This window comes from Vibrio thalassae (genome assembly GCF_900089835.1).
Classification (GTDB): Bacteria; Pseudomonadota; Gammaproteobacteria; order Enterobacterales; family Vibrionaceae; genus Vibrio; species Vibrio thalassae.
The window spans coordinates 24,977-49,949 of the sequence record NZ_OANU01000062.1; the positions used below are offsets into that span (position 1 = coordinate 24,977).

Genomic DNA, 24,973 nt, shown 5'->3' on the forward strand with positions numbered 1-24,973 from the left:
GAGTTTATTGCTCCCTGGTGTGTCGCTCAATCAACAATGATGTCTTTTACCGAGCCTGGTTGGTAAATAGAGTTAGGATCAAGCTTTAATGTTTGCGTAGGGTATGCAATATCTGCTTCATGTTTCTTAATAATATCCATTACTTGCAATAGTACATCTTGCTTAACTTCATGATATCGTGCCCAATTTACTGTCTTAGTAAATGTGTAAATAAAGAAGTTAAGAGACGACGGACCAAAATTATCGAAATTCACCATCAAGGTCTGTTTGGCATCGATATCTTTGTGATTCTCTAGCATCACTCGCACATCTTCAACAATGAGACTGACCTTGTCTCCATCGTCATAACGAAGTCCCACGGTTTCATAAATGCGACGATTAAGCATGCGAGAAGGGTTTTCAACCACAATATTACTAAATACCGAATTAGGGACGTATAACGGTCGCTTGTCAAAAGTACGAATGATGGTCATTCTCCAACCAATACGTTCTACCGTTCCTTCAATCGCGCGGTCAGGTGAACGAATCCAATCACCAACTTTAAACGGGCGATCAAAATAAATCATCATTCCGCCAAAGAAATTCGACAAAAGATCTTTGGCAGCCAGACCGACGATTAGTCCGCCGACGCCCCCAAAGGTCAATAGCCCAGAAAGACTCAGCCCTAACGCTTGCATTACTGTTAGAATACCAATAGAAATGAAAAACAAGCGAGCGACTTTGGCGACAGCTTGGACAGTGGTTTCATCCCGTTTTTTCTGAGCCAACACATATTCTTCGACATTCTGAATCAGTCGTAAAAATATCCATATAAACGTCGAAATGACCAACAAAAGGTCGACTTGACTCAACCAACTGGTATCGGTGTCTGTATGCGAAGACAATACCAAGCCTAAAGAAACGGTTGCAGGCCAAAGCCAAATCAGTATGCTAATAGGTGACTTGATTGCCTTAATTAACAAATCGTCCCATGCTAGGTTGGTTCGTTTGGTTAGCGCTTCAAGTCGCCCATAAAACACGCGCCAAATAACCCAAAGTAAAAAGCTCGTTCCCGTAATCAAAAGAACATTACTTAATAAGTCGTAGCCAAAAGATTGAATATAGCTTTGGAGCGTATCCATCGAACTATTCATAGTAATCAAAAACCTAGTTATTAACTCGATATCATCGGTGATGAAGTTATTTGAGTAAATGATGTGTAATTATCAGATATTACTCAGATTCATTAGGATAGTATATCGCGAACATAAAACTTTTATGTTCAGAACATTGTGTTGGAAAGGGTAAAAAGAAGCGCGATACCAGGTTATGGATATCGCGCGTGTTCAAAGACGCGATTGCAGTAACACTTGCAGCATACGTTTATGTTACTCATCTACTTCAGACATAAAGCGCTCTGCTGTTATTCTCTGCTCGTTGTTGTGCTAAAAAATAGCAGGACGATATTGCGGCCCTCGGTCAACAAATGACCCTTTGCTATCTGTTGGGTCTGTATGACGAAAGAAGTAGTCCAATACCTCTTCATAGCTCACCTTATCCGCGTCAAATTTCACTTGAATTACCTCGATATGACCTGATTGCCCACTTGCTACCTGACGATAGGTTGGATTTTGTAGCTCACCACCTGCGTAACCAGAAATGACGTCGATAACACCAGGTAGTTATTCCAAATCTGATTCTGTACACCAGAAACATCCGCCGGCCAGTAGAACGAAAAATAATTTGGTGAATGTCGTCATGAACACTCCATAGCTTTATGTGATTGATATTGTCATAGGACAGAGGTCGTCGCTGAAAAATTTCAAAATGACAGTTAATCGGTTACTATCTGTTGGTTTTCAATCACTCAGACTGTAGAGGTTTATATGCAAGCAGAAGTTAAATGGATCGAAGGATTCAAGTTTTTAGGGCAATCTCAATCTGGTCACTCTATCGTAATGGATGGCAATGGTGGAGAGACAGCGCCAAGCCCAATGGAAATGGTATTGATGGCCGCGGGTGGGTGCAGCTCTGTGGACGTGGTTGATGGGTTGAAATCTGCAAATCAGGCCGTAACGGTAGTCAATGCAAAATTAACGACTGAGAGACGCGAGACAGCTCCAAAAATCTTTACTGCCATTAATATCCATTTTGAAGTCAGTGGCGACAACCTAGATGAAGCGCTTGTAGCTAAAGTAACCAAAGACTCGTTAGAAAAGTACTGCTCTGTGTGTTTAATGTTGGGTGCTGGTGTTGAAATGACGCATTCTTGGGAAATCATTTAAGGATCAACGTCTGTGAATGAAACGGAATTCGACCAACTTGTTGTTGTTCTTGGTAAGCGCTTAAACAACAATGCATTAACCGCAGAAGGCTTGTCTCGCGTTAAAGCGATATTACAGGTTGTTGAAACAACAGATTGTCGCAAGACCATTATCGCTTTTTGTGGTGGTGTCACTCATGGACAATCGATCTCAGAAGCTTGTGTTATGTATGACACTTTTCAAGCTCACTTGCCTTCGGAGAAAAGCGATAAGATTGGGGCAGTGTTATTGGAGGAAACATCTACCAGCACCGTTGAAAATATCGTGCAATTATCCAACGTGTTGATACAAAGCCAACTGTTACAACGAGGTAGTACAATCGAGGTGAAATTCGTTTCCAATGATTACCATTTAGAACGAATGTTCACAATTCAAACATTACTCAATGAGCAGGGGTTACTTGGCTACTTGAAGCAAGAATGTCATCGCTCAGGGCTCAATGTCACTATCTCATCCGATATTGAAGCGCATTATTCGGTCGCTTATTCTCATAACTGTATAAATGGACAGTTGTTCGTTTTGCTCGATGAATTAACGACTTATAGGGTCTATTTAGAAGGAGTGAGATCTGCGGTATTCAAACGTCCCCTTACGGAGGTCATCGTCCAACCTCTAGCGATTGCTCATCGCACGTTGGAGCGATTAGAAGCCTTAGTTTGTGCTTCTTCTCATGCCGTGCTGCAGGATCAATTACCGGCGCTGCGCTCTATTGTTGAACGAACATCGTCTCTTGAAAATAACGACAATATCGATAACGAACTCTCGTTGTTTGATACCTTATTGAACTATCTCAATCGTTATCTGGACCCAGAGCGAGACAATCGCATTAGTTGGTGGAAGTGATAAGCTAAATAGATGAACTAGCCGCTCAAAGGTAGACGCTGGCTATAAACGAACTCAAGAGAGAGTATGCCTAAAGTGAACGAATGCACCAGCAAATAAAAGGCTGGTGCATAAGGGAGGTGATTATACGCGCTCCGCCAAGTAAGCGTCGTAATCAGGAATCTCAATCTCAACTTCTTGCTCTAATAAATTGGACTCAAACAGGAAGTTCGCCGTTGCACGGTTAGTCGCGACGGGAATATTCCAAACACTGGCAATACGCAATAGTGCTTTGACGTCAGGATCATGCGGTACGGCGTTTAATGGATCCCAAAAGAAGATGAGCATGTCCAATTTGCCTTCCGAGATAAGCGCACCAATTTGCTGGTCACCACCCATCGGCCCGCTAATCATACTTTTTATGGCCAGACCGGTTTCTTTGCTTAACATGTGTCCAGTTGTGCCTGTTGCATACAGGAAGTGACCCTGTAGCTTCTGTTTGTTTTCTTGTACCCAACGCAGCAATTCTGGTTTGTAGTGATCGTGCGCGACCAACGCGATGTGTTTGTGTGCCGGCATGGTACGAATGGTTTTTTGCATTTGACTCAATTCCTAAGTTTGTATCTTTTAATCCCAATAACTATATGTTGTTGCTCGTATTATTGGGATTAAAAGGCATAAATATCCGTCATGGTAATGTTTGTAGTGACGACTATCAACGACGGTAACTGATATCTGTGACAGTTAATCACCTTGAACAGAAAAGATTGGACGATAGCCAGTCGGAGATAGAGATTCCTCTATAGCCAGACTGGATAAATGTGTCGGTGACAAGACTTCTATGCTCGGAGCCTGATCCTTCTGAAAGGGTATCTGCCTTAAATACGATGTTGCTTGACGCACTGAAATTCGGCCTTGTTCGACCATTTTATCCGTTGGCGCAAGTTCGACTTTATCGCGTAACAAGCCTCGATAAACGCCATGACTGAGATAAATAGAGAGTAGTTCAATGGTATCCTCTTTTTCAGAACTTCTCAGTTCGCTTATCGCGGCTTCAATGGCAACAGCACTACCGACGATGTAGGCGACTTCCTCATAGTCCTCAATCACTTGTTGGATTAGGTTACGCTGTAACTCCTTGTCATTATCTGCCCATAATGTTTCTACTATTTTGATATCACTGTTTTTTATCGCTTCTAGGAACCCCAGAATTACAGGTTTCGTCCCTCCACTGGAGCGAGGACCAGGCAATAACGCAACGGCGGTGACACCCGAACCTTTCGGGTGCTTTTTCGCTAAATAATGACCAACTTTGTAACCCATCCAGTACCAATCTACGCCGACCACACCTTTCACATGTTCTGACTGTGCTTTATCTACAATGAGATGATTCACAGTGGCAAAAACAGGGACATCGCCAGTGTAAGTGGACAGGTCATGCTTATAAGCGGTAGGCGAGACTGTGCCAAGAATAATGGCGTCGGCATTCCATTGGCGACAACTTAGCAATTGTGCTCTCTGCTTTTCTATATTGGGGTAGCCTCCGGACTCAAATACTTTTAAGTCAACATGTCGCTTTTTGGCTTCCTGAACCATCCCGTAATTGACGGACAACCAATAAGAATCTTTAAGGTGAGGATAAATCGCACAAATCTTTTCTGGAGACGCAACAGCGTACGAGCTAGAAATAAGCAAGGCTGCGGCAAAAATAGGACAGAATAGGTTTTTTTTGGACATTGGTTAATCGTTTAGTGGCATCTCTATCTTCAACACTGCAAAATATAGCGTACTATCAAACAGTAAAGAAGTGGATTCTGTTGGAGTGGTTAATGTTACTCTCTAAAGCCAGTATTGGTCGTAAGTTATTATTTTCGTTCTTGGTGATGGCGATGTTGGTCCTGCTATCTACCGCAATTGGTGTATCTGGGTTTTCACTTGTCGCAAAAACGGAACGTAACGTGGTTGATACCGCAATACCCTCAATGCTCGAAGCTCGTGAAGTCTCCGAGCTGAGCACTCGAATCATTGCGTCGGTGCAAACCTTGTCGAATGCAAAAACGAAGGAGCAACACCAAGAAGCAGGAAAAGTACTCTTTTCTCGTCTTGAGGCACTTCTAAGCCACATTAAAACGCTCGGTTCGGACTCCTTTGATTCAAAATTACTTAGTGAGCTCGAAAACTATGTTCAGTCTATTATCGATAGTTTAGTCGAACTTGGTGTTGCTGTAGAACAATCTATTTCCTTAGATAAGGATATTAATGACGAAGTAGAGTTGCTGAGAATCAAAGCCGAAGAACTTGAACAACTCACTAGAACTCAAGTGCTAAATACCAGCACCATCGCCGTTGCGAATGTGACTCATATATACCGCCTACTAGAGCAAGAAAACAAAGAGGATGCACTGGATGCTCTTGATAGTTTAGTCGAGGTCGACATGGACCTTTCAGAGAGACTACATGAGCTGCATTTGTTGGCGTTTAAAACGCTAAATCAAATTGAAGAAAGCCGCACTGTTTCCGATCTTGGGCGAATTGAAGAACTGCAAAAAGATTATCAAAGTAATATTAATATCATGACCAGACGTGTCAAAGGCGTTGAAGATCCTGCACGTTCTCAGCAAATGACCGAGCTGTTATCTGAGTTAGCACAAGGAAAACGTATATTTACGTTATTGACTCAAAAGCACAATGTTCGTCAACGCTCCAAAGCGCTAATGCATGAAACACTTGAGCAATTCACGTCTCTTAATTCCACCGTGTCCAATTTGGTCGATCAGTCCAATGCTGCCACCACTAAAGCGGTAGCGGAATTATCCTCAACCCTGAACTACGCACGGTGGACATTAGCACTGCTGTCGATCGTTGGTTTTGTCGTTGTGGTTCTGATTGTCTGGCGAGTCGTGTACGTATCGGTCGTTAAACGTTTAGGCGAATACTCTTCAGCACTGCTGTCCATCGCTAAAGGCCAATTAAAGGTTGATGTCAAAGTTAAAGGTAATGATGAACTTGCTCATATGGGGCAAGCCATTATCATAGCGCGAAATACTGCTCAGGCGCTAAAAGTGGTCGCGGAAGCGGAAGCAGAGGCAAAACGAGCATTGCAAGAGCATAAGGAACATCTTGAAGAAATCGTCACGGAACGAACGTTACAGCTTCAAAACAGTAACGAACGCTTAAACCAAGAGGTGCTTAATCATGCCAAGGCGAGAAGTGCGGCAGAACAGGCGAGCCGAGCTAAGTCGGCATTTTTGGCGACTATGAGTCATGAAATACGCACACCAATGAATGGCGTGCTTGGTACGGCGGCACTGATGGAAGATACCCATTTAGATAGCCAGCAGAAAAAGTTCATAGATGTGATTAATCGAAGTGGGCAAAACTTGTTAGCCATCCTCAATGATGTATTGGATTATTCGAAAATAGAAGCAGGGCACTTGGAAATCCGAAATAAGCCGTTTGACCTATACCGTATGATTCAAGACTGCTACCAATTAATGCTTGGTAAAGCGCTCGAGAAAGGCCTCGACTTTAAGTTTCATATAGAGAGTGACGTGTCTGATGTGTACTGTGGAGACGTCACACGACTTAGTCAGGTACTCAACAACTTAGTAGGAAATGCGATTAAATTTACACCGTCAGGCCAAGTGGATATTTATGTGTCGCTCGATCCTGATGACGAAACTTGCGTTATGATCGAGGTTTCGGATACGGGTGTCGGTATCAGTCCGGAAGACCAACTTCATCTGTTTGACGCGTTTACTCAGGCAGAACACGGCTACTCAACAGCGGGTGGTACAGGGCTCGGGTTAGCCATTAGCCAAAAGCTAGTGAAAGCAATGAATGGTGCCATTTATGTTGACTCTTATTTAGGGGAAGGCAGCCGTTTTTGGTTTGTGGTTCCTTTAGAACAATCCACCCTGGATAAAAGAGAGATAATTCAACCGCTCGGAATCACGAAAACCGTAAACGGGCGTGTCTTACTTATCGAAGATAATGCGGTAAATGCGATGGTGGCGGAAGGTTTCCTAATGAATATGGGCCATCACGTCATTAGTGCAGAAAACGGGCATGACGCTAAGCACCTGTTTACCAACAATGACTTTGATATTGTTCTTGTCGATATTAATCTTCCCGATTGCAATGGCATTGATCTCATGCATCAGCTTCGTGATATTGAGGCTTCACAGTCCCACAAGCATCATGCTCCTATGATTGCGATATCTGCTCATGTATTTAATGAAGAGGTTGAAAGCTATTTGGAAGCTGGATTCGATGGTTACCTACCAAAGCCAGTAGATCGAGAAGCACTCAAAGAGATGGTGCAAACAAAATTGAAAGGTAAAGATTACGAAATGGTTAAGCCACAACCAGTGTTTTCTACCCATGATGAAAGTGATGTCAGCCAAACACATGTCATTGATCCTAGTGTGATTGATGCTGATATCAAAGTGCTGGGCATTGTGCGAATGACAAAGATAGTCGAGGCGTTTGTGAGTTCGAGTACCCAAACATTGCACGACTTAGAACAAGCAGCTCAACTTGATAACTCAGCGGATATTAAAGCACTAGCGCACAAGTTTAAAGGTTCGGCGGGGTCTCTTGGGTTGAGCAAACTGTTCGAAATATGCTTATCTATCGAAACGGCAGAGGATCATATTGGTCGCTACTTAGAACAGTTAGAGTGTTTGATTAATGCTCAAAAAATGGCGATAGAATCGTTAATTGAGATACTGGATAAATATACAAACCAAGCTAAAAAGTGACACATTAGATATTAGTGGTGTACTTGACTTGAGATGGTTTTATCAGGAGTTTTCAGCAGGGTGGAGACTCGAACTGTTAAAGAAGCAACAACCGTTGGGCTGGGATCTGTATCAAGCACTTGAACTACGCCGCGATGTTAAAGCCATGCTAGTCCCCAGTTATAATCTGACAGGCACCGAGTCAAAAAGTGGGTACCTGTCAGATCAGGTCTGAATTAGTACACCTTATGTGATCCCGATGGACGTCTCGCTGCGATTTACGGTAAACAGCTTGTCACTTAGTGGGTGACATTGAAAAAGGGCTCTTGTGAGCCCTTTGATATAGATGTACTTCGATGCTTTATCGTTCGTCATCATAAAAGGTGCGATGTTCGATCGCATAAGGCTCTTCATCAAGTCCTCTGTTTGAAAGTCCTCTCAAATGTTCAAGTTGGTTTTCCAACATATTGACGGTTTGATAATCGCCTTCTGAACAGGCAACATAAATCTGTTGCTCGATCGCCTCAATATTATCTTTAATGCTCATCATACACCTCCTAAGAGCTCCTAAAGGCACCTACCTGTTCTCAAATCGATTATAGTCCAAAAGACCAAATTCAATAGGTTGAGTACGCTGATAAAAGTGGTGAACACGATCGCTAAATTGCCAGAATTCTTTATTGCTACGTCTAACCGCATAATTGTCGAGCAATTCTATGTAGCTTTCTTCATCCTGAAGATTTTTTAGATCGTTCACAAAATTTCCAATTTCGCTCTCTTTGAGGTTTAGGTACGCAGCAGGATAGCTGCCGATCACTCCACGAACGAACGTTAGGCTATCATTTTTGTAATCTCTGTTCGCCTCTTCTGAGAACAAGCTAGAAATGTTGATGTGAGCGTTGTTGTGAAGCAAGGTAAATAGCTGATCGTTGCCGGCTTGTGTCTCGATCATAACCATCATGATCTGAGGCACGGTTTTAAGCCCTTCACCAGTAATGTTGTCAATTTGTCGTAACAAGGCTTCATTTTCTTTGGACAGCCCTGTATTGACGATTTTATAACGGTCATGTAATACCGGTGCAAGCTTCTGTTCAATCTTATCAAAAAGCTCGGCCTTGTAGTCAGACGTTAGATAAAGCTCTTGAGTAGGCTGGCTGAATGGCCTGATGTTACGTTGCAAAAATGCGCTAAATTGGGGACTCTGATCCTGGTACCAACTGCTAAATTCTTGATGCCTTGTTGTGTTAGGTAGAAGCGCTAAGAAGTTACTTTCACCTTCCATACGTAAAAAGTCCATGAACATGCGAGTGATGAGTTGATGGCCAAAATTGCCATACACATCAAAACCTGCGACGAGTAGATAATGAATACGCTCAAGTAACGCATAATCAAGGATCCACGCCGTTTTAGGCTGAGTACCAACCAACCCTTGAACGACTGATGCACTATCGAAATGGCGGAACACGGTCAGCGCTGCATTGGGGTTCTCGTCGTTACCAGTCCAAAGCAGATCGGTTGTCAGGTGCTTGCCGTCTTTAAACCAAGTATTCATGAACTCAGACTTAGCCTCTAAATATCGTGCTTGCTGGTTAGAGTATTTCACCCAATTAGAGATAGGGACGGTGTTGCTTTCCAACTCGCTAGGAAGCTTCAAGTTGTCGGCTTGTTGTTGGTAAAACTGACTGACCGCGGGTACTTCTGCTTTCTCGGGATCTAGAAAGAACACCCAAAAACGATCATTAATAACGTTGAGAGCCAATTGTCCACGACACACAGGCCCTTTTATGTACGCCATAATCGTATTTTGGGCATTATCTAACATAAAGCTGAAACGTGCTTTGACTGGAATATCTTTAAATGCTGTCATCGGATTTGCCGCGACGCTTATATCATAACTAGGTAGCGTTTGAACCACATAGTCTGGCTCTATAAACCATTGATACCATTGCTCCAGTTTTTGGTCGTTTAGTGCAAAAGGCATATGCGTTTTATCAACGATAGTACTGCGAACAGGGACAAGACGGTAGTAAACCCGATTAACATTCGGCGCATCGTAAGGTCGTCTGGTGACAATGCGATCTAACGCCTCACCTGGTGGGGTTGCAGAACGAACGATAGTAAAGAATCGACGTTGAGATTCAATTTCTGAAAAATACAAATGAGATAGGTACAAATGTTCATATATATACCGTGCGGCAAGTTGGTTTTTCCTCGCGCTTTTATTGAGTAGTACTTCGTACTTGTCGACCATTGCTTGTTCTTCATGGGTAAGAGGGAGCGGTGCATTCATTTTTGCACCAGCGCTCAACCAAGCAATCAGAGTTTGGTATTCTGACGGGTCTAAATTCGGCATGCCAAATGGCATTCCCCATTGCGGATAATTGGTTTCGTAAGCATTATACTCTTCGATAGTAGGGCAGACCTGAGTGCGGTCGATTGAAAAGTCAAAGCCTTCTAGTTGTGCGGTTTCAGGTAAAGGATGCCGAGCTTTTTGAGTGATCATTCGTGAGACCAAACCTGCATCTAAGTTACCTGCCAGCGTTTGCTGACGTTCGTTCAGTACTGGGAAAAAACCAAGTTCACGCCATTCAGCGGTATTTTCTGCATCTTCAAATAATCGCGTGGGTTGAGAAGCCGTCAAACGAGTTCCTTGGTAGACTAGCTCTTTACTTGCTCCACGATCAATGCCATCAACAGAAGACATTTTTAGCTGACAAGGCGCGTCATAACAGGCGTGGCAGACGACACAGCGCTTGTCGATGATAGGTTTTACCTCGGTAACAAAATAATCGGCGGTAGCAGAGGTTGGGGATACGGTTCTTTCGCGAACTTCGGGTTTTCCAAAAAGCTGGTCATAGTTTAAACCAGCGTAGGTGGCACACCCAGAAAAAATCAGTATCGTTAGGTACAGGACAATGCTTTTCGTTTTCATTAATAGCTCTCAATGCTACGCAAGTTGCGTTTTAATTCCTTGTTGAACGAAGCCGCTCCGCGGCAGAGTAAATACAGCATAAGTCATACTCTTATAACACCATCATCCCGATGGTCGTTGACAGGAGTAACTTATGAATTCCACCGACTTAGAACGCTTCAACTCTCTTTATGAACAGCACCTTACCAATCTTAAACTGCAAGGTAAACGACCCGCTACCATTGATGCGTATTCTCGTGCGGTGCGACGGATTGCGCAGTTCTTTGATTGTTGTCCGGACGCCTTAACCACCCTACAACTCAAACGCTACTTTGCTAACCTCATCGAAACCCACTCATGGAGTACCGTTAAGCTCGACCGTAACGGATCGCAGTTCTTCTATCGCTATACCCTCAACAAACAATGGGAATGGCTGAATATTGTCAGACCGCCACGCAGTAAAAAACTCCCTGATGTCTTAGCCCCAGAACAAGTCGCCTTACTCATCTCGTTGACCCAGCAACGGCGTTACCAAGTCTTCTTCCTTGCCTTATATTTCATGGGACTTCGCCTCAGTGAGGGACTCAATCTCACTGTCCAAGATATTGATGCCCACACCATGCAAATACATGTCCGCAATGGAAAGGGGGGCAAAGACCGCCTCGTGCCTCTTCCCCAACGCACCCTGAATGCCTTGCGTGCTTATTGGCTCACTCACCGGCACCCTAAGCTGCTTTTCCCTGCTCGGGAAATCATGACTAATAAAACCATGGACAGAGGTGGTGTACAAAAAGCGATGAAGCAAGTTCTCAAAGACTGTGGTATCAATAAACCCATACTTAAGCAAAAAAGGCTTAACGAAACGTTAAGCCTTAATGAAATAAAATCTAGTAATGATTTAGGCCGCTGAAAGCTCAGCCGCTTTTTGTTCTGAAATTGGCTTCGTTACAAACGAAAGAACGATACATACGCCCATCATCGCTGCTGAAATGGTGTAGGCTAGATTGTAACCGCCGCCATGAGTCATTGAGTAGCCCACGATTGCTGCTCCAATTGCACCACCAATACCCCAAGATGTGTAAAGCACACCGTAGTTAGTACCATAATTCTTCAGGCCATAATATTCAGCGGTAAGTGAAGGGAACACAGCTAACAGCGTACCGTAGCCTACAGCGGCGACCGCAGTACCAATAATGAGCATGAATTCACTTGTAAATGTAGAGAACATAACCATGTTCACACCTTGCAGAATGAACGCTAGCATCAATGTACGTACGCCACCGATCTTGTCCGAAAGGATACCCGCAGCAATACGACCGCCTGAGTTAAAAATAGCTAAGAGTGATGCAAGGTAAACGGCGTTTGGTAGATTCGCTTGAACACTCGCGATATTGGTAATGTTACCGATGATCATCAAACCAGCCGCTGCAGCAAACGCGTACATAACCCAAAGTGAATAGAACTGTGGCGTTTTGAGCATCGCTTTCCAACTGATGTCATTGGCTTTCTTCACTTTGACAGGTGCTTTGCCTGCTTTTACCTGTGGCTCTGCAGGAACGTACCCTGCTGGTGGGTTATTGATAGTCGCGGCCAACGGAACGGCAATAATCAGTACACCGACGCCTAATATCATAAATGCAGAACTGATCCCCATTTCGCCAATAAGCGTTGATGTCAAAGGTGCTAGATAAACCGCAGCCAAACCAAAACCAGCTGCGATTAAACCATTAACCATGCCCTTTTTAGAAGGGTGGAACCATTTCATTGCAGAAGGCGCCAAACAAGCATAACCGAAACCAATACCTGCACCAGTAATCATGCCGAAAGTGATATTCAACATTAGAACTGATTGAGCAAAGCTTGAAGCGACCATACCTAAACCGGTCAACGTTGCACCTAGAATAAGGATATTACGAGGCCCCATGCGGTCTTGAAGAATACCTGCAACGAGCAGGCAGATCGAGAAGGTAATAGTAGCAATAGCATACGGTGAAGACGCGTCTGCCGCGCTCCAGCCCCATTCGCTAACTAAAGCTTTATTGAAGACACTCCAAGCATATAGGATGCCAAGACAAAGGTTGATACAGAATCCAGCAATTAGGATTCGCATAGCTTTATCAATCTTGCTCATTTTGGTTCTCTGATATTTCGAACAAAGTCCGAGAGGTTAAAAATTCAAATTAAGTTTGCGTTTATCAACAGATGGCGCAAATGAGCGCGGATTATAACCAATAAAACTGTGATTGGAATCGATTTTTTTGAATTACTTCAAATAAAACTATTGATGTAAATTTGATGTAAATTTGAATTTATTTATTTGTTTCATCACTCGTGTTTATTGCATTGATCACATAAATTATAACTTTGTTGAATGCTGTAATATGTAATTTATTTGTTAATACAGTTGCATTTAATAAAGGTGGAATACGTAACACATTGTAAATAAAGGGGGCAGTGAGTCTCTAATGTTATCTAGTTGTAACTTGCATTTTTGTGTTTCTCAATAGCGCAAAACTGCGCAAAAAACGTGCTTGAATTTCGATAAAATAACGATGACAATACAGGCAAAGTGAGTTTGCATATTTGAAACATGGACATTTCAAACACTATTTTTTATTTTGTTGAGGTAGCTTATGTTCATTACTAAGATTCTAATGTTGCTTGGCGTATCGCTAGGAGCTGGTTATGCCGCAGCAGATCATCTTCACTCATATCTTTTAGGTTTATCTATTGCTTCACTAGCCGTTGGGGCATGTTACATGATCGCTTTTGCTAGCACGCGTTTCCCACAATTTGCTATGGGCTTGCTGTTGCTAGGGACAATGGCAAAACTCACTGTAACTGTTGTAGGGGTAGGGCTAAGTATTTCCAATGATTTGATTACGTCGCCAATCGTATTTGCCTTGTCGTACTTATTCTATATCATCGCAGTAAGCTATCTTTGGTTTAGTTATCGAGACAGCATTACGCCTGCGCCAAAGACAATGAAATCATCATTGGCATAAAAACAGCAAATCTTTAAAGGAAGGCAATAGCCTTCCTTTTTTTGTAACCAAAATCCTTGTTTCATTCAATATTATATCAATCAATATGCATATCTAGAGTGTAAAGCAATGTAAAGAATTGAATTTTTCGAAGAAACATTAATGACAATGATAGTAATTCGTATTTATATTTGTAATAATTGTTTCACTGATATTATTCGAACAGATATAAAGAAGGAACTATGAAACTTAAACTGTCGATTATCGCTAGCTCAGTGGTGTTAGCACTTTCTTCAAACGCTTTTGCTGAGAATGATGTTTCCTCATTGAATGAGGTCGTGGTTACTGGATCTCGTGCAGAGAAAACTGACCAGGACAAAACACGTTCTGTGGCAAAAGTAGATTTAGAAAAACTCGATGAAATCCAACCTAACTCTGTCGCAGAGGCGATAAAATACGAACCAAACGTATCTGTAGTCGGTGCGAATGTCCCAGGTAACCAGTCTGTCAACATCCGCGGTTTAAGTGGTAACAAGGTGCTGCAGGTTATTGATGGTAATCGTCAAAATATGCAGTACGGACATCGACCTACTTACTTTTTAGACCCATCTCTTTTAGGTAGCGTCGAAGTTGTTAAAGGACCTATCAGTTCGCTTTACGGCTCTGGTGCTATTGGTGGTGTCGTAGTGCAGAATACTCTCAGTGCGGACGATATCGTTGAAGAAAACGGTTTAGGTGGTCGTGTTAAAGTCGGCTATCAAGACAATGGCGATGTATGGACCAATACCGCTGCGTTGGCTAACAAAAATGACGATATCGATTGGATTATCGCAGGTAGTTATAAAGATAGCGGTTACATGAAACAAGGTGATGATTCGACGCTTTACGGTACAGAAGCGACCAACAAAACGGGTCTGGCTAAATTTAATTGGCAAATCAACGAAGCTCACAAGCTTGGGTTTAACTTGCGTTACGCCGATTTAAATGGACGTCCGCCTGTAGTCGGGGACTCTAGTGGTCAGCTCAATGATCCTGATAGTCTGATTAGTCGTCGTACCAAAGATCAATCGTACGGAATCAACTACGCATTTAATCCGAATAATCCTTGGGTCAACCTTGAAGCCTCTATATATAGAAATGACACTAAGATTACAGAAGTAGACCCTTCAATTGGTGGAGAAGATGTATCTCAGTTAAATACAACAGGGTTCAATCTAACAAACCAATCTGAAGCACGTAAATTTAAGCTGTTCACTGGTGTAGATGGTTATTTGGATGAGCTAGATGCACAACGTGCAGCTTCTGTCTCGGGTAGACCTGAACTACCGACCGATGCGCAAACTTCTGTTATCGGCGCGTTTGGTTATATCAATTATGAAATTATTGAATCTGTAGTTGCTGACCTTGGGGTTCGTTACGACTCTTTCACATCAAAAGCGAAAGGGTATGATGATAATAATCAATCATCTTGGTCACCGTCAGTCGGCCTATTTTGGCAAGCACAGCAATGGATGGCTTGGTCTATTCGATATGATGAAGCGTTTCGTGCTCCCGATACATCAGAGCTATACATGAGCGGAACTCACTTTGCTTACTTCCCTGGTGGCCCAAGTAACATCTTTGTTCCAAACCCAGAGTTAAGCCCTGAAAAATCGCATAATATAGAGTTGAAAGGTCAGTTTAACTTTGAAAATGTATTCGCAGACGACTCCCTTGATATCACAGCTGCCGCATTCCAAAACAAAGTGAAAGACTTCATCAACCTAGATGTTGATATGACACCAGCCGGAACATGTAATCCTCGAGGCTCATTTGAGGGCTGTGCAGGTACAAGTAAATCAAGCAACATAGATAACGCTGAGCTCACTGGATATGAAGTGGCTGCGGACTATCGTTGGCAACAACTATTAGTTGGTCTTTCTTATGGACAAACACGTGGTAAAGACACGGATACCGACGAGTGGATCTCCAATATCCCTGCCGACAAATGGGTCGCTCACTTACAGTATGGTTTCTGGAACATTGATACGAAAATCGGTACTCGAGCCACTTTTGTAAATGCGCAAAATCGACTACCAGCAGGTGATACTGAAGGACCTTATGACTCTTATCAACTCGTTGATTTCTATACATCATGGGAACCTACGAGTGAGCTAGAGGGACTGAAAGTTGATCTATCGTTAATCAACGCATTTGATGAAAACTATAGAACAGCATGGACACAAGTGTATCAGCCAGGACGTTCTGTGCGTCTAAACGCTCAATACACATTCTAAAACCTGTGACATTACCAAGCGACTTCCTAGTGAAGTCGCTTTTTTTATTTGTACTAAATTGTATTATGTATTCAGTCGTTTCATTCATAAGGAAGTTAGGTGCATAATTCAATCACGTTAGAAGCCCTTCACATCCTCGATGCTATCGAAAGAAGAGGGTCGTTTGCGGCCGCAGCCTCCGAACTTGATAAAGCCACGTCATCGCTTAGTTATCAAATCCAAAAGCTTGAACAAGATCTAGACCTCATGATTTTTGACCGTTCAGGCCACAAAGCGACATTAACGGATGCGGGTAAACTGATTTTGGAGCGGGGCAGAATCATACTGCAAGCCACTGAGAATATGGTTAACGAAGCACGACTTCTCGCCAACGGTTGGGAACTCGACCTTACTATTGCTTACGACAGCATTATTCCTGTTGGCAACTTCTTTGACTTAGTGGACAAGCTGGGAATGGTGAGTACAACGAGAATCAAGCTTGAAGAGGAAGTATTAGCCGGTTGCTGGGAGGCTTTAAACGAAGAGCGCTGCGCGCTGTTGGTTTGCCCTCAACCTGAGGTTGTACCACAAGGAGTGAAAACACAAGCTTTAGGACCAATGTCCATGACTTGGGTAGCCGCTACCGACCACTATGTACATAAACGCAATGGCGTCTTTGACAGTAAAGCCCGCGAGAAATATCGAGTTATCGCAATTGCTGACACAGCAAGAGAACAACCTGCATTGAGCGTGAACATTCTCGAAAAACAGCCGCGCCTTACAGTATCGAACCTTGTAACAAAGATCGACGCACTCGTAAACGGACTTGGCATTGGCACATTACCAACACAAGTGGCCAATACTTTGATACGAGAAGGCAAACTTCGTCGCATCAAAGATACCGATGAGGCGACAGTAGATATTGTGATGGCCTGGAAGAGGAACAATATAGGGGAAGCCAAATCTTGGTGCATACGACATTTAGCCAAGACTTGGGAGCTTCAATAGTCTTTAACGAGCCAAGACTAACACCATATCCGCGACACCATCCTCAAATTGGACATCTAGCTCAAAACCGAGTTTTTGGGCTAGTGTCAACATACCGCGATTGGTTGGCATGGTCATCCCTGATATTTGTCGAGTATTTTTGCCTTTACAGTAATCAATGATCTTGTTCATTAAAACTCGTCCAAGACCTTTACCTTTTAGATCCGAACGTATCAAAATCGCAAACTCTGCATCAGAATTATCGGGTGTGACCAGTACTCTAGAGACACCAATAATATGAGGAGTAGGATAGCTCAAATCCACCGCAACAAATGCCATCTCTCGGTCGTAATCAATTTGTGTTAAGTTTGCCAAAGCTTCATGGTTAAACTCACCTACATCAGAGAAGAAACGTTTATAGAGGTCTTCTTTTGTAACATTCTTAATAAAATCAGCATGATATGGCTCATCTTCAGGGCGAATGGGCCTTAACGAAATACTCGACCCATCTTTTAACGTGATGATTTCTTCCATTTCAGTCGGGTAAGGTCGAATAGCCAGACGAGCCTGCGGTTCGCCCTCATAACCCTTGATCACCACCGACGCGTCTAAGATAGTAATGTCATCACCGTTCAAAAGAAGTGGATGAATATCGAGTTCGTGAATCTCTGGGCAAGCAACTACAATCTGCGATATTTTCACCAGAAATTGAGCTAAATTGGCCAGATTCACTGGGTTTGGGGATTGCTGAAACCTTATAGTACCTTTATTTATAGCGTTGATGATGAGATAACGAGCTAACGCCATATTAAGTGGAGGGAGGGCTGTGACAGCCTCTTTCTCAATCTTCCAGTCAGAACCACCTTGGCCGATAAAAATGGCTGGGCCAAAAGTGGCATCAGTCACCATCTTAACTCGAATCTCCTGACCACCCGCGACTTTAGCCATTTGTTGAACAGTAAGACCTTCGATTCTAGCGTTAGGGTAAGAAAGCTGAGTCCGATCGAGAATAGACTGTGCAGCACTACTGACTTCATTGGCATCACGTAAGTTTAACATTACGCCGTGTATGTCAGATTTATGAGCAATATCAGGAGAGCGAAGCTTTACTGTGACAGGGTAACCTATATTTTCAGCAAGATGAATCGCTTCTGTTGGATCATGAGCTAGCCACGTGGGTAATGTTGGTAAGTTAAATAAATCAAATAGTTGCTCACAGACGTGCGATTCAAGCTGGGTAAAGTTTCGTTCCTCAGATATTGACTCTACATGAGAAGCCAGCCACTCATGAGCTTTCGAAAGTTGTTCGGTGGTGTATGAATCCGTTGTGGTTGGCGTTTCCATTAATTGCCATTGGTTACGTCGGTACTCAACTAAGTGCATGAACGCGGTAACTGCACTTTCAGGCGTCCGATAGGTAGGAATACCGTGATTTGTAAACAAAAGCCGTGCTTCTTTCGCCGTCGCTTCACCAGACCAATTAGTCAATATGTTAAAGCGCTTGGATTTAGGGTGGTTTTGTAGTGTGGCTATGACATCTGACGCAGTTTGTTGTGAGTCTGCCGTAGCCGATGGGCTGTGCATAATCAGAATGGCGTCCACATCGTCACTATCTAAGACCACATTCAACGCATCACAATATCGTTTGGCGGTAGCATCGCCGACCAAATCAATAGGATTGCTCTTAGGCCAAGCGTTTGGAAGCACACTCGACAGCTTAGTAATCGTTGCTTCAGATAGCTCTGCGATTTTTCCTCCTCGATCGGTCAGCGAATCCAATGCCATATTAGCGGGACCGATACCATTGGTAATTACTGCAAGTCGCTCACCGCGCAGTGGGACTGAATGGGTCAAGGTTTCAACGGCTGCAAACAACTCATGAGTATTATTTACTCTTAACATACCCGCACGCTGAATAGCAGAATCATAGACGATATCAAACGATGCTGATTGATCCGTTTGCGATCTATTCATTAGATTGTGCCTGCCAGCTTTGAGAACCAAAATACGTCTGTTGCGGGATGCTGCACGTGCTGCGGACATAAAACGTCTCGCATCGCGGATAGAATCAACATACAAAAGGATCGATTCGGTCTTACTATCACGAGCGAGGTAATCCAGCAGTTCATCAAAATCGATGTCAAGACCAGACCCAATTGACAGAAACGCAGAAAACCCGATGCTTTTGTCATTAGCCCAGTCAAGAATGGTTGTACATACCGCAGATGACTGTGAAATAAACGCAAGTTTTCCGGGTTTACAATCTACAGGAGAAAATGAAGCATTAAAGTTCTGCCAAGGCAAAAGAATGCCGAGACTATTAGGCCCCAAAACCCTCATACCAGACTGTTGCGCTATTTGCAGACATTGTTGTTCAAGCGTGCAGTGCTCATCAAATGCCAGTCCCATGTCTGAGGCCATAACAATCACGGTTTTTACGCCGGACACCGCAAGATCGTTAAACAAATCAACGTTGCGCTCACCTTTAGTGCACAAAATCGCGATATCCGGTTTTAATGGCAGTTCACTGACGGCTCGATAACACAGTATGCCATTGACCGATTTATACTTAGGATGTACAGGTAGGATGGTTCCCTGATAACCACCTAACAGCAGGTTTTTAATTACCACGCTACCGGCTCTATGAGGTTTTATTGATGCACCAATAACAGCGATAGAAGTTGGCTTAAAAAGAGTATCTAACGACATGGAATACCTATAACGCAAAAAATATGAAGTGATTCAGATTCAATCCCATAAAGACTTAACTATAGTAGTCTAGGAACGCAGCACTTAGACATAGTAAGCTCCTAAAATTAGACATAACGTATTGCTGTACCTCAATTATTGTGTAACATGTCACATGAAGATAGGACAGGTGCTGGGAATCTTTGATTCTAGAGAATTCTGTCTGCATGATTTAGGGAATTATTAACTCAGGCAGTAATAAAATGAAAAGAGTCGTTATTTTAAGTTTGGTTTCATTATTAGCAGCGTGTTCTTCTAGTGATTATACAACTGAGGTTAAAACGGAAAGCTATCGCGAAGACTATGCGCCAGTAGAAGCTACAACCGTTGCGCCTGTGACTGTTGCGGCTACGCAGACAGAAGACGTTAAAAAAGAGACAGCGAGTACCCCATCAAAAGAGCAAACGGTAGCAGCGACCACAACGCAACCAGCCAAGGATGATGTCGTAAAAATTGTCCCACCATCTAAAAAACAAACTGAACAAGATTTCCGGTTTGGTTACACCATTCAGGTCGTAGCGGTAGGTAGTCAGGCAAAAGTCGCGGCGTTTTCTGATAAATTACCAAAAAGCGGTCAACCAATTTGGCAAAACTACAAAGTGGTTAATGGTACTAAGTGGTATTCAATCCTCTTTGGAGATTTTGCGACAAAACAGCAGGCAAGAGAGGCTATTGCGTCACTACCCAAAGAATTTAAAGACCTTAAACCATTTGTGCGTAGTATCGACCAAATCAAGAAATCTGAATACCCTACGTTGAGTAAACTGAACTAGGCAAAAATAAGATGATTAAGACGCGTTCAATGGCATATTGGGCGCGTTTTTGTATGTATTGTGCGCATCCAGTGTCAGTCAACCACGATTTAACAGATTTAGAACTGAATGTTGTTTCTCGATCGTTTATCATCTAGTGAAAGCAATTTAAGGACAAGCTTAAGATGTCAAAACTCAATATCCTTCTATTATGTGGTGGCGGTTCAGCAGAGCATGAAGTTTCACTTGTTTCAGCGAACTTTCTAGAAAGCCAACTTAATCTCAATCCCAAGTTTAACGTAACCCGGGTTGAAATAACTCAAGAAGGGTGGAAATGTAATGATGGCCACTTAGTTGTTTTAGACTTAAACCAAAAAGCGTTAGTCAACGAACAACCAATTCTCCATATCGACTACGTTGTGCCATGCATACACGGTTTTCCAGGAGAAACGGGCGATATTCAGTCTTTGCTAGAAATGGCTGGTATTCCTTACTTAGGTTGTGGTCCTGAAGCGAGTAGCAATAGTTTCAATAAAATCACATCGAAGCTTTGGTATGACACACTAGAAATACCAAATACACCGTATCTATTCCTAACAGAAAATACCCAAGAAGCTCATGAAAATGCGAAAAAAGCATTTGATAAGTGGGGTAAACTTTTCGTTAAGGCTGCTAAACAAGGCTCTTCCGTTGGGTGTTACAGCGTCACTAATATCGAACAGTTAGATGAGAGTATTGATGCTGCATTTGGTTATTCTGACCAAGTTGTTATCGAACAGGCAGTAAAACCAAGAGAACTCGAAGTTGCTGCGTACGAATACAAAGGGCAGCTCCACGTGACTAAGCCAGGTGAAATCATCGCCCCTGATGGTGCTTTCTACAGTTATGATGAAAAGTACAGTGCTGACAGTCACTCGACAACAACCGTTGAAGCAGAGAACTTAACGGAAGAACAGTTGGAAGTTATCCGCACAAATTCATTGAAAGTCTTTACTCAAATGAAGCTAAGGCATTTATCTAGAATTGATTTCTTCTTAACAGAGGACAACAAGATCTATCTCAATGAAGTGAACACCTTCCCAGGTATGACGCCAATTTCAATGTTCCCGAAGATGGTTGAGCATTCCGGCGTTGAATTTGCTGAGTTTCTATCAGACTGTATCGAGTCTTCTTTCAACTAGTCATAGTTATTATCGTCTTTAAACTTAGCTTTTTCTTTATCTGATAACACTCGCTTGCCACTATACTGTAGTGGCATTGCGGGGCTTGCCCAACGACCAAATTCTTGAATTTCTTTAGTATGCATGCCATCTCGGGCTAGTTTCTTAACCGCACCAACACGGCAAGACTGCGACGAAAATTTTAGATCAAAAGGCAAGTTGAGTAATTCTCCCGCACGCCGCAATACTCTAAAAATCGATGAATCATTGAGTGCGCTATTACTAATATTTCCGTGACGGTCAATCGCGGTAAATACGATAGAGCAGGGTGCAATATTTAACCATCTCTGAATCGCTTTACTCGAATCGTTACTCAGTTTGTAGCCGATATCATCAATAATGATAACTACGTCTTCAGCTTCATTGACCGTTATCTGCGTCTTCATTAACTGACGCAGATCTCTTCGCTTTAATGCACATTCAAACATGACACAATAAATAGCGAGATCTCGAATGTCTTTGGGAGCTTGACTAGATGCCAGTTGTGATTGAAGCAGTGTAAGATGTTCGATGGTTAATGCTTGAGTTTCTGAGACGTTATCGATACCAGCAACTCTTATCGCTTCTAGCATCAATCCGACCTCTCGGGACTTAACTGGGTCTTTAAAATCAAAAAGATAGTGCACTAGTGATATAGTGACAGTGTAACGCTTTAGTGTTGAATATTTCCTATTTATTCTCTCATTAGTAAGGAAAGCTTTCACCGTTGCGATGCTTGCCGGTAACGAAGGATGACAACAGCGCTGGCAAAATTCGTTAAACCGTCGCCAATCTTTACTCATAGCAACCGCAGAGCTTTTAGAATACCGATAAGAAGTAAGCTCATTAAAACAGCTTGCATCTATAGAATTTCTAAGTATCGCTAAGTATCTATCAATTTGTTTGGTTTCTGTGATTCTTGGTATGTCTTTTTTCATCCTAATGCACTATAACTCAATTGATTGGTTCAGAATACCTGATACCATGTAAAACGCAATGTAGAGCAACAACATACACAGTAAGAGATAGATCTTTATGGCTCTAGCGAGTTATCGTGGGTTTACACTGAAGTCCGTAGGTTCAACCAACCAAATATGGAAAGTGACCATCAAAAACAGAGAGTTACAAGGCTCTCTATCGGCTGTTAAAAAAAGCATTGATTGGTGGTGTGATACTGCATCGATTATAGATCCGTCACAATTAACTCAAAGTTCCACAGAACGAGCAAGTAATTCAGGCACCCGAGAAAATTTCCATGGGTTCACGATTAAAAACGATTCTGGTGCAAATAATGCCTGGTACTGTATGTTTAATGGTAGACTTATCAAAGGTGGTAAGCTTGCAATACAAAGACATATTGAAGCTTATCTAATAGCAAAGAAAAAAGCAGAATAATCAAAGACCTAACATGACTCTTGTATATTCAACAGAAACCGGACGAATCAAAGAAGAAAAACAGAAGCCTGAAAGACCAAAAGGCGATGGAATCGTGCGTATCCAGAAACAGACCAAAGGTCGCAAAGGCAAAGGTGTATCAATTGTTACTGGCTTAGACCTAGAAGATGCGGCACTGAAACTCATAGCTGCAGAGCTCAAAAAAGTATGCGGTTGTGGTGGCTCTGTTAAAGACGGTAACATCGAGATACAAGGTGACGCGAGAGATAAGATTAAAGCTGCGTTAGAGAAAAAAGGCTACACAGTCAAACTCGCAGGCGGTTAAAGCCAGACCTTAAGCCAGTATTCAAAATACTGGCTTTTTTGATCGCGTGAGATTCCGTGACTAATAAACACGTATGTTAAGCGAAGATTAACATACGTGTTTATTAGGTATTTTATGGTAAATATCAGTTATGGTTAAATGTGGCTTAAACGAAGTGCGCAAGTGGTTAAAAAGAAAAGATTTCAATCTCTCGCATACCTTATTTAACATAAGATAGATAATGCGCACTTGCGTGTGAAGGCAATATGGTCTATGTTCAGTTTGAACAACTTTGAAATGTCTTCCTGTGCGTAACTCGTTGTTTGCCTATGACGACCTTAATTGAGGTTGATTACTATCAGCAATCACGAGCTCAATCGATCCAAAGTTCTGACGGATATGCGAGGAAAACCGCTCACGAAAAATAAACGCTGCCAATATTTTTAAATATCTCTACAGGACATCTCAGATGTTTACTGAGTCAACTGGCTATTGATGGTGCTCAGAGTTTGGCTTCGGCTTGTCTTAGCGATCTCATTCAAATAGATGGCTTACATCCCGATTGGTTTGCCTCATCTTAATTGGCGCTGACACTCATTTTGCGACTACCTCAAAAATTATCCTAGTCTGTAACCTTACTATGGAAAATAGCCAGAATGTTAGGAGTTAATTATGATGATAGATTTATGTGAGATGTTCAATATTTGCATGTCCATCACGATATATTGAGCATTCATTCGTAACACATACGTTTGATTAACTAAGGTCGTTTGAGTCCACCAAAACACCATTATTGGGTAAACGACCTTTTTTCTTCATTTCGGTATGCCTGCCAATGACATACCTGTTTAAGAACCTAGGCACTGTGCTACTGCCCGTAATAACGGCCTTAGATAAATAATACCATTACACCGTAACACACTTATCATTCAATGGATTGTGTTCTAGTCCTCCGTAAACCTATCTGATTTTACGAACGAACACTCACTGCAATCTAACTTTGATCCCAAAAGATACATTTTAGATCCCACGATATCCGTAACCACTCACTTACTGTTTAGCCCAGCATTCTTCGGCAGAATAAATCACTGCCAGAAAAGATGTGATTCGGCATCCGTGTAATTAAATTACAAGTCAAACAAATGGACGGCTGGTCACGGTATATTATCCTGACATAACCAATTGTTTTAAATGGATAAATTTAATCAACCCGTGATTTATACTGCATCATATTAGGTTGTTCTTTCGACTTTATTAATGTATTCGGTAATTGCATACATTGAAATTGGATACAAAAAAAACCCTTTAAAGGGCTTTACTGATTAGAACAGTTCTTGAAAGGATAACTTTATTGGTCGTTGCCGGCGTTTTTCAAGGTAGTTGTCGCCTTTAATTTTTTAAGCAGCTTCTTTCTGCCTTTCAGGATTTAGCTTAACTTCACCAACTTCATCCCAGTTTCTAGATTCGTTTGACCACCGCTGTGGGTTGGCTGCTCTCGCTTGTTTATAAAGCTCTTTGCGCTTAGCTAAGATGGTACTATCCTCTCCATTATGGCGTTGAACTGGGGTCAC

Annotated in this window: 19 protein-coding genes and 1 pseudogene; 11 read left to right on the forward strand and 9 right to left on the reverse strand. The window is 42.5% G+C overall.

Annotated features, from left to right (window positions below; translation table 11 throughout):
- Nucleotides 1-26 precede the first annotated feature (26 nt).
- Together VTH8203_RS15670 and msrA are read right to left on the reverse strand one after the other, a co-directional pair.
- Nucleotides 27-1,121, reverse strand: coding sequence for a mechanosensitive ion channel family protein (locus tag VTH8203_RS15670; protein WP_370739242.1), 1,095 nt, complete (start codon nt 1,119-1,121; stop codon nt 27-29).
- A 306-nt stretch (nt 1,122-1,427) separates the two neighbouring features.
- Nucleotides 1,428-1,706 (reverse strand): annotated as a pseudogene (gene msrA / locus VTH8203_RS15675) (peptide-methionine (S)-S-oxide reductase MsrA); the annotation flags it as partial.
- 159 nt (nt 1,707-1,865) lie between these two features.
- On the opposite strand from msrA, the gene VTH8203_RS15680 reads away from it, so the two are divergent.
- Together VTH8203_RS15680 and VTH8203_RS15685 are read left to right on the forward strand one after the other, a co-directional pair.
- Complete coding sequence (locus VTH8203_RS15680) at nt 1,866-2,264, forward strand: OsmC family protein (protein WP_096994512.1); 399 nt, start codon at nt 1,866-1,868, stop codon at nt 2,262-2,264.
- Between the two features lie 12 nt (nt 2,265-2,276).
- On the forward strand, nt 2,277-3,146 hold the full coding sequence (locus tag VTH8203_RS15685) for a YdcF family protein (protein WP_096994513.1): 870 nt from the start codon (nt 2,277-2,279) through the stop codon (nt 3,144-3,146).
- A 123-nt stretch (nt 3,147-3,269) separates the two neighbouring features.
- On the opposite strand, the gene VTH8203_RS15690 is transcribed toward VTH8203_RS15685, so the two are convergent.
- Together VTH8203_RS15690 and torT are read right to left on the reverse strand one after the other, a co-directional pair.
- The gene (locus VTH8203_RS15690; RefSeq protein WP_096994514.1) at nt 3,270-3,725 is read right to left on the reverse strand and encodes a methylglyoxal synthase; all 456 of its coding nucleotides are present in this window, start codon (nt 3,723-3,725) and stop codon (nt 3,270-3,272) included.
- Between the two features lie 144 nt (nt 3,726-3,869).
- Nucleotides 3,870-4,862 (reverse strand): TMAO reductase system periplasmic protein TorT, encoded by a 993-nt coding sequence (gene torT / locus VTH8203_RS15695; RefSeq protein ID WP_096994515.1) that lies wholly within the window; start codon nt 4,860-4,862, stop codon nt 3,870-3,872.
- Between the two features lie 92 nt (nt 4,863-4,954).
- Between torT and torS the strand changes: the two genes are divergently transcribed.
- Complete coding sequence (torS, locus tag VTH8203_RS15700) at nt 4,955-7,888, forward strand: TMAO reductase system sensor histidine kinase/response regulator TorS (protein ID WP_096994516.1); 2,934 nt, start codon at nt 4,955-4,957, stop codon at nt 7,886-7,888.
- 340 nt (nt 7,889-8,228) lie between these two features.
- Here the strand turns inward: torS and VTH8203_RS15710 are convergent, their stop codons facing one another.
- Nucleotides 8,229-8,414 (reverse strand): hypothetical protein, encoded by a 186-nt coding sequence (locus tag VTH8203_RS15710; RefSeq protein WP_096994518.1) that lies wholly within the window; start codon nt 8,412-8,414, stop codon nt 8,229-8,231.
- Between the two features lie 30 nt (nt 8,415-8,444).
- Entirely contained in the window at nt 8,445-10,799 is a 2,355-nt protein-coding gene (locus VTH8203_RS15715; protein ID WP_096994519.1) for a fatty acid cis/trans isomerase, read from the reverse strand.
- 133 nt (nt 10,800-10,932) lie between these two features.
- Here VTH8203_RS15715 and VTH8203_RS15720 point away from each other — a divergent pair, with 133 nt between their 5' ends.
- Nucleotides 10,933-11,688, forward strand: coding sequence for a site-specific integrase (locus tag VTH8203_RS15720; RefSeq protein ID WP_096994520.1), 756 nt, complete (start codon nt 10,933-10,935; stop codon nt 11,686-11,688).
- Here VTH8203_RS15720 and VTH8203_RS15725 read toward each other — a convergent pair.
- Complete coding sequence (locus tag VTH8203_RS15725) at nt 11,677-12,909, reverse strand: L-lactate MFS transporter (RefSeq protein WP_096994521.1); 1,233 nt, start codon at nt 12,907-12,909, stop codon at nt 11,677-11,679. The genes VTH8203_RS15720 and VTH8203_RS15725 overlap by 12 nt on opposite strands.
- Before the next feature lie 502 nt (nt 12,910-13,411).
- Between VTH8203_RS15725 and VTH8203_RS15730 the strand changes: the two genes are divergently transcribed.
- From VTH8203_RS15730 to VTH8203_RS15740, 3 genes are all read left to right on the forward strand, one after another.
- Complete coding sequence (locus VTH8203_RS15730; RefSeq protein ID WP_167385831.1) at nt 13,412-13,783, forward strand: NADH:ubiquinone oxidoreductase; 372 nt, start codon at nt 13,412-13,414, stop codon at nt 13,781-13,783.
- 221 nt (nt 13,784-14,004) lie between these two features.
- Nucleotides 14,005-16,038, forward strand: coding sequence for a TonB-dependent hemoglobin/transferrin/lactoferrin family receptor (locus tag VTH8203_RS15735; protein WP_096994522.1), 2,034 nt, complete (start codon nt 14,005-14,007; stop codon nt 16,036-16,038).
- 99 nt (nt 16,039-16,137) lie between these two features.
- Complete coding sequence (locus VTH8203_RS15740) at nt 16,138-17,025, forward strand: LysR family transcriptional regulator (protein ID WP_096994523.1); 888 nt, start codon at nt 16,138-16,140, stop codon at nt 17,023-17,025.
- Nucleotides 17,026-17,028: 3 nt separating this feature from the next.
- Here the strand turns inward: VTH8203_RS15740 and VTH8203_RS15745 are convergent, their stop codons facing one another.
- Nucleotides 17,029-19,713 (reverse strand): bifunctional acetate--CoA ligase family protein/GNAT family N-acetyltransferase, encoded by a 2,685-nt coding sequence (locus tag VTH8203_RS15745; protein WP_096994524.1) that lies wholly within the window; start codon nt 19,711-19,713, stop codon nt 17,029-17,031.
- Nucleotides 19,714-19,955: 242 nt separating this feature from the next.
- Between VTH8203_RS15745 and VTH8203_RS15750 the strand changes: the two genes are divergently transcribed.
- A complete protein-coding gene (locus VTH8203_RS15750) occupies nt 19,956-20,525 on the forward strand; it encodes an SPOR domain-containing protein (protein ID WP_096994525.1) in 570 nt (189 codons plus the stop codon).
- 164 nt (nt 20,526-20,689) lie between these two features.
- A complete protein-coding gene (locus VTH8203_RS15755; protein ID WP_096994526.1) occupies nt 20,690-21,685 on the forward strand; it encodes a D-alanine--D-alanine ligase in 996 nt (331 codons plus the stop codon).
- On the opposite strand, the gene VTH8203_RS24585 is transcribed toward VTH8203_RS15755, so the two are convergent.
- Nucleotides 21,682-22,296 carry a tyrosine-type recombinase/integrase gene (locus VTH8203_RS24585; protein WP_158296161.1) on the reverse strand — a complete coding sequence of 205 codons (615 nt, stop codon included), beginning with the start codon at nt 22,294-22,296 and terminating at the stop codon, nt 21,682-21,684. The two genes, VTH8203_RS15755 and VTH8203_RS24585, sit on opposite strands and share 4 nt — an antisense overlap.
- Before the next feature lie 442 nt (nt 22,297-22,738).
- Here VTH8203_RS24585 and VTH8203_RS15765 point away from each other — a divergent pair, with 442 nt between their 5' ends.
- Nucleotides 22,739-23,098: a DUF3319 domain-containing protein gene (locus tag VTH8203_RS15765; protein ID WP_096994528.1), complete on the forward strand. Its 360-nt coding sequence runs from the start codon at nt 22,739-22,741 to the stop codon at nt 23,096-23,098.
- A 13-nt stretch (nt 23,099-23,111) separates the two neighbouring features.
- A complete protein-coding gene (gene yciH / locus VTH8203_RS15770; RefSeq protein WP_038226864.1) occupies nt 23,112-23,423 on the forward strand; it encodes a stress response translation initiation inhibitor YciH in 312 nt (103 codons plus the stop codon).
- The last annotated feature ends 1,550 nt before the right edge of the window (nt 23,424-24,973 follow it).